At 57.0% G+C, this 6,415-nt stretch carries 7 protein-coding genes; all 7 read left to right on the forward strand.

Annotated elements, in window-relative coordinates; genetic code table 11:
- Nucleotides 1–7: 7 nt before the first annotated feature.
- On the forward strand, nucleotides 8–907 hold the full coding sequence (locus KP22_RS17400; protein WP_039325420.1) for an ABC transporter permease subunit: 900 nt from the start codon (nucleotides 8–10) through the stop codon (nucleotides 905–907).
- An 8-nt stretch (nucleotides 908–915) separates the two neighbouring features.
- Nucleotides 916–2,016: a DmpA family aminopeptidase gene (locus tag KP22_RS17405; protein WP_425311590.1), complete on the forward strand. Its 1,101-nt coding sequence runs from the start codon at nucleotides 916–918 to the stop codon at nucleotides 2,014–2,016.
- 2 nt (nucleotides 2,017–2,018) lie between these two features.
- The gene (locus KP22_RS17410; protein ID WP_039325421.1) at nucleotides 2,019–2,840 is read left to right on the forward strand and encodes a M55 family metallopeptidase; all 822 of its coding nucleotides are present in this window, start codon (nucleotides 2,019–2,021) and stop codon (nucleotides 2,838–2,840) included.
- A gap of 59 nt (nucleotides 2,841–2,899) precedes the next feature.
- Nucleotides 2,900–3,847, forward strand: coding sequence for an isoaspartyl peptidase/L-asparaginase family protein (locus KP22_RS17415; RefSeq protein ID WP_039325423.1), 948 nt, complete (start codon nucleotides 2,900–2,902; stop codon nucleotides 3,845–3,847).
- A 209-nt stretch (nucleotides 3,848–4,056) separates the two neighbouring features.
- Nucleotides 4,057–4,965, forward strand: coding sequence for a LysR family transcriptional regulator (locus KP22_RS17420; RefSeq protein WP_039325424.1), 909 nt, complete (start codon nucleotides 4,057–4,059; stop codon nucleotides 4,963–4,965).
- A gap of 98 nt (nucleotides 4,966–5,063) precedes the next feature.
- Nucleotides 5,064–5,927, forward strand: coding sequence for a YicC/YloC family endoribonuclease (locus tag KP22_RS17425; protein WP_039325425.1), 864 nt, complete (start codon nucleotides 5,064–5,066; stop codon nucleotides 5,925–5,927).
- A gap of 373 nt (nucleotides 5,928–6,300) precedes the next feature.
- A partial coding sequence (locus tag KP22_RS22820) for a hypothetical protein (RefSeq protein ID WP_244880036.1) occupies nucleotides 6,301–6,415 on the forward strand: 115 nt, incomplete at its 3' end.

Below are 6,415 nucleotides of genomic sequence, written 5' to 3' on the forward strand. Positions count from 1 at the left end.
AGACACGATGAACCTCCCTTCCGATCCCGTCGTGGCCGTTGCCACGCTTGATGAAGAAACGATACGGTCGCCGTGGCGCGATTTCGTTCAGGTCTTTATCCGTAATCCGATGGCGCTGATTTCCAGCGGCTTCGTCTTGCTATTGGTGCTGGTCGCGATTTTTGCCCCCTGGCTGGCACCGTGGAACCCGATGGAGCCCGACTGGATGGCGCTGGCTTCACCGCCTTCAGCGGCGCACTGGATGGGCACCGACGATCTCGGGCGCGATGTGATGAGCCGTATCATCTACGGCGCACGCATCTCGTTATATATCGGCGTTTTCTCCGTCACGCTGGGCATGCTGGTCGGCATCGTGCTTGGCCTGCTGGCAGGCTACTACGGCCGCTGGGTGGATACGCTGATCATGCGCGGTTCCGACGTGCTGTTCGCCTTCCCCGGCATGCTGCTGGCGATTGCAGTCGTCGCGATCCTCGGCCCAGGCCTGAATAACGTGATTATCGCAGTGGCAGTATTCAGCGTGCCGGTCTTCGCTCGTATCGTGCGTGCCTCCACGCTGTCGTTGAAACAGGCAGCCTATGTGGAAGCTGTACGCTGCGCCGGTGCGCCGGATCGCATCGTGCTGATGCGCCACATTCTGCCCGGCACGCTGCCTAACGTGATCGTCTATTTCACCATGCGTATCGGTACCAGCATCCTGACCGCGGCAGGCCTGAGCTTCATCGGCCTTGGCCCGGAGCCGGACGTGCCGGAGTGGGGCAATATTCTGGCGATGAGCCGCAGCCTGATGATGGCGGGTGCGTGGCACGTTAGCGTGTTCCCCGGTCTGGCAATTTTCTTCACCGTGCTGGCGTTTAACCTGCTCGGCGATGCGCTGCGTGATACGCTCGATCCCAAACTAAAAAGCTGAGGAAAGCGATGCACGGCGATCAGCAGATGAAAGACTATCACCAGCAGCAGCAGGCGCTGGTGCTACAACGCTGGAAAACGACGCGGCAGTTGGGTTCGCCGCGCTCGGCCAGCGGAACGCATAACAGCATTAGCGATGTGGCAGGCGTACGCGTCGGCCACTGCACGCTGGCGGCGGGGGAAGTGCAAACCGGCGTTACGGCGATTGTGCCGCCCGGCGAGAACCTGTTCACCCTGCCCCTACCCTGCGGTGCGGCAGTACTGAACGGCTTCGCCAAACCCGTCGGACTGGTACAGATTGATGAGCTGGGGCTGCTGCAAACACCCATCCTGCTCAGCAACACGCTGGCAACCGGTACGCTGTTTACCACGCTGGTGCGCGACGCGATTTCCCGTAATCCTGAACTCGGTCGCACGCTGCCGACGGTTAACCCGCTGGCGTTAGAGTGCAACGACGGCTGGCTGAACGACATTCAGGCGCTGGCGGTGACGGAACATATGGCGCGGCACGCGCTGGATGATGCAACGGACTGCTTCGCACGCGGCAGCGTCGGTGCCGGACGTGGCATGAGCTGCTTTAGTTTAAAAGGCGGCATCGGCACGGCATCACGCCTGATTCCCGAATTAAACGCCACGCTCGGCGTGCTGGTGCTGGCAAATTTCGGCACGCTTTCCGCGCTGACGCTGGACGGCGTACAAATGGGAGACGCCATCGCGCCTATCCTGCCAGAACTCGCCCCACAGCAGGACGCCGGATCGATCATCATTATCATGGCGACAGATGCACCGCTCGATGCCCGCCAGCTCAAACGTATCGCCAAGCGTGCGGGTGCGGGATTGGGACGACTCGGCAGCTACTGGGGACATGGTTCCGGTGACATCGCCGTCGCGTTCTCCACCAATCCACAACCGCAACCGCCGGAGGATGCGCAGCTTGAACCGCTGTTAAGCGCCGCCGCCGATGCGACCGAACATGCAGTGCTCGACGCCATGCTTCAGGCTGACTCCGTTACCGGTTTTCGCGGCCATCATCGCCCGACGCTACCACAGGCGTTGGATAAGCTAGCCGCGGCTCTCTCTTCCGTAGGACATTCTCCCGTAGGAAACTGATTATGAAAATTTTTATCTCCGCCGATATTGAAGGGATCGCAGGCGTCATGCGCCCAGAGCAGTGCAGCCCCGGCACCGCCGAATACCAATTGGCACGCGGCCTGATGGAGCAGGAAGTGAATGCCGCCATCGACGGCGCGTTCGCGGGTGGCGCAACCGAAGTGGTGGTGGCCGACAGCCATGCAGCCATGGTTAACCTACGTGCGGAGAATATCGACGCACGCGCCCGATTGGTGCAAGGCAAGCCACGCGGCTATTCGATGGTCGAAGGGCTGGAGCAGCAGCAGTTCGACGGCCTGATGTTCATCGGCTACCACAGTGCCGCAGGCGAGTTCGGCGTGCTATCGCACACCATCAACGGCCGCGCCTTCTACCGCGTGCGTATCAACGGTGAAATCATGGGCGAGAGCGACATCTACGCCGCCGCCGGCGTGGAACAGAAGACACCGCTTTGGCTGGTCAGCGGCGACGACACGCTCCAGAGCTGGATCACCCGCTACTACCCCGCGACCGACTATGCCTGCGTTAAACGCGCTATCTCACAGCACGCGGCAGAATCCCTCAGCACCGAACAGGCACGTCAGGTGATTCGTGACGCAGCAAAAGCGGCAGTGGAAAAAGCACACCGTACGTTGAATTCGCGGATTCAAGCGCCCTACCGCCTTGAACTGATGGTGGCAAAACCGGTACTGGCCGATCTATTCTGTCTGCTGCCGAACGTTGAACGATTGGATGCCATAACCATAGGTTATACGGCGCAAAGCATGCGGGAAATCACCAGTCTGCTAGGTGCCTTTTCCTATCTGGCGACAACGCAAAACTGATTCCGGTCTCTCCGCCCCTTATTGTGGGGCGTAAACCGATTGAAAAGAGAACCTATCGCATGACGAAACCCGTGATTGTGATCCACGGTGGCGCAGGTGCGCTGACCCGCTCGGCTATGAGTGCTGAAAAAGAACAACGTTATCTGGCAGCACTGTCCGAGATTGTTGCCAGCGGACAACGCATTCTGGCTGAAAACGGCAGCGCGCTGGATGCCGTGACGGAAGCCGTCCGCCTGCTGGAAGAGTGCCCGTTGTTCAACGCCGGGCACGGTTCAGTGTTCACCCACGCGGAAACCCACGAACTGGACGCCAGCATCATGGACGGGCGTTCGCTGGATGCCGGTTCAGTCAGTTGCGTAAGCCACATCCGTAACCCGATTCTGGCAGCGCGTACCGTACTCGAAGCCAGCCAGCATGTGATGTTTACCGCCGATGGCGCAGAAGCGTTTGCCCAGTTGCATGGGCTGGAAAGGGTTGAGCCTTCGTTTTTCTCCACCGACGAGCGCCGCCAGCAGTTGCATAACGCGCAGGCGGGTTCAGGTCGCGTCATTCTCGATCATGACGGACAGAACGATCCTATCGATCCCGACCGTAAGTTCGGCACCGTAGGCGCAGTCGCACTCGACAGCGCGGGGAATCTCGCCGCAGCAACGTCGACGGGAGGCATGACCAACAAACAGGCCGGACGCGTGGGCGATAGCCCAATCATCGGCGCAGGCTGCTATGCGAATAACCAGACGGTCGCGGTTTCCTGCACTGGAACCGGTGAAGTCTTTATGCGCACCGTCGCCGCTTATGATGTCTCTGCGCTGATGGAATATGCTGGGCTGACGCTACAACAGGCCAGCGACCGGGTAGTGATGGAAAAATTACTGCGGATGGACGGCAGCGGCGGGATGATTGCCGTCGATAAAGCCGGCAACATCGCCCTGCCGTTCAACAGTGAAGGGATGTACCGCGGCTATGGCTACGTGGGAGAAGAACCCGTCGCCGATATCTATCGTTAAATTCGTAGTGACCATCAGGATTAAAGACAGATTCGCACACAAATGGTGCTATCGCACCATTTGTGTGCCTCGTGATAGTGCATAAATTGTCCTCATCGAGAGTGTATAAGCCAATAATCGTGGCCTTATAACCTGGCGTAATAATTGCAGACTTTTTGGTTATTACTCATTCGACGTTCATCAGAAAACGTCAGCCGGAGCCTGCACTCATGCGATTACGCCATATTGAAATCTTCCAGGCCATTGTTCAGGCAGGCACCATCAGCGGTGCAGCCCGTTTGCTCAACGTCTCACAACCCAACGTCAGCCGGGTACTTAACCATGCGGAACAACAGCTTGGTTTCTCCCTGTTTGAACGTCGCACACAGGGAATGATCGCGACCGAAGAAGGGCTGCGTCTGATCCCGAAAGTGCAGGAGCTTTTCAGCCATCTGCAAAGTATCAGTTCACTGACCGAACAAATCAAAACCAGCAAAGCACACTCCGTACGGCTGGGCGCAGCACACGCGTTCGGACAGATGATCGTCGCGCCAACGCTGGTGGAATTTCATAAGCAGGCTGCCTCCGTTAACGTCGAACTGGTAACCGAACACTTCAGCACACTGTGTCAGAACATCCTGCAAAACCAGCTTGATTTCGCGCTGATCTTTGGGCAACAGGTGCCGTCCGAACTGCTGGCAGAACCGCTATTCCAGTCCACCATGGTTGCTCTGCTACCGAAGAATAGTCCGGTAAACGGCCCGGTATCGCTGGAATGGCTGTGCAACAACAACCTGCTGATGATGCAACATCAGGACCCGCTCGGTCAGGTGGTCCACCGTGCGCTGCGCGACAAGGCGCTACAGCCAGCGGCCTCGCTCTACATCAAAACCTATTCGGTGATTGCCGACATGGTTCTGGCGGGCGGCGGCGCGGGTATCGTCGATCTCTTCACCGCCTGCCGCTATGCCGACCAGCTCAAAATCGTCCCTATCGACCAGCCACTGCCTTTTGAAGTCACGCTGATCAGCCGCCGCGACAACCCACAATCACAGGCGACGCTGCAACTGAAACAGATGATGAAAAACCGCTGTCGCGACATCGCCAGACAGCACGAGACTCTGCTTTACGCCGCCTGATTCGCGACAGACACCAAGCCACGGACGGTTTTTCCTATCCCCTGCGCAATACTCAACGCTATAATCCTTCCCATCATTTGCTTTACAGGTATGCACCAATGATTCGCAGCATGACCGCTTACGCCCGCCGAGAGATCAAGGGCAACTGGGGAAGCGCAGCCTGGGAACTGCGTTCCGTTAACCAGCGCTATCTGGAAACCTATCTTCGTTTACCGGAACAATTCCGCAGCCTCGAACCCGTCGCCCGCGAACGCATCCGCGCCCGTTTGACCCGCGGAAAAATCGAATGCAACCTGCGTTTTGAGCTCGACCCGAGTGCGCAAAGTGCGCTGATCCTGAACGAAAAACTGGCGAAACAGCTGGTTAACGCCGCCAACTGGGTCAAAATGCAGAGCGACGAAGGGGAAATCAACCCGGTTGATATTCTGCGCTGGCCTGGCGTGATGTCGGCAGAAGAGCAGGATCTGGACGCCATCAGCGCCGAACTGCTGAAAGCGCTGGAAGGTGCGTTGGATGACTTCATCGCCGCCCGTGAAAGCGAAGGCAATGCACTGAAAGCGATGATCGAACAGCGTCTGGCGGGTGTCAGTGCCGAAGTTGTCAAAGTCCGCGCCCAGATGCCGAACATCCTGCTGTGGCAGCGCGAGCGCCTGCAAAACAAGCTGGAAGATGCACAGGTACAGCTGGAAAATAACCGTCTGGAACAGGAACTGGTGCTGATGGCGCAGCGCGTTGACGTCGCCGAAGAACTCGACCGCCTCGACGCTCACGTCAAAGAAACCTACAAAATCCTGAAAAAAGAAGAAGCCGTCGGCCGCCGCCTCGACTTCATGATGCAGGAATTCAACCGCGAATCGAACACGCTGGCCTCGAAATCCATCAACGCCGACGTCACCGCTTCAGCCATTGAATTAAAAGTGCTGATCGAGCAAATGCGGGAACAGATTCAAAACATCGAATAATTCCCACCCAAGTCTATAAAATTCTACAATGCCCTGTTTTTAAGGGCATTTTACTAAAACCATCGTCTACCGAGTTCACTCAAAAACCATCAAGAACCACTGCCAAGTGGGGGGTATATTGGGGGGAACTTCCCTTTACAAGAAAAAATTCCCAGTCTATAACCATATACCCCCCACCCAAAGATGTCGTTCCTTACGCCATAAGGGTTGTCGCACTTTTGCAGGAAAAATGAGATGGGTTCACTAACCGTTAAGACCGTTCAGGCAGTCCTGAAAGCAGGACAAACCGGGAAATATGGTGATGGTCATGGCTTATATCTGAAAGTTCCGCCCAAAGGAGAGCCCTACTGGATGCTGAGATAGGCTTTGTTGAATAAATCGAACTTTTGCCAAACGGCAGGATCAGATCACGCATCATCCTGATAATACAGGCAGTGCCGTGGCAAAGCAGAAGTACAAAATCACCAACTGGAAGACCTACAATAAAG

Origin of the sequence: Pectobacterium betavasculorum (assembly GCF_000749845.1) — a bacterium.
GTDB lineage: Bacteria > Pseudomonadota > Gammaproteobacteria > Enterobacterales > Enterobacteriaceae > Pectobacterium > Pectobacterium betavasculorum.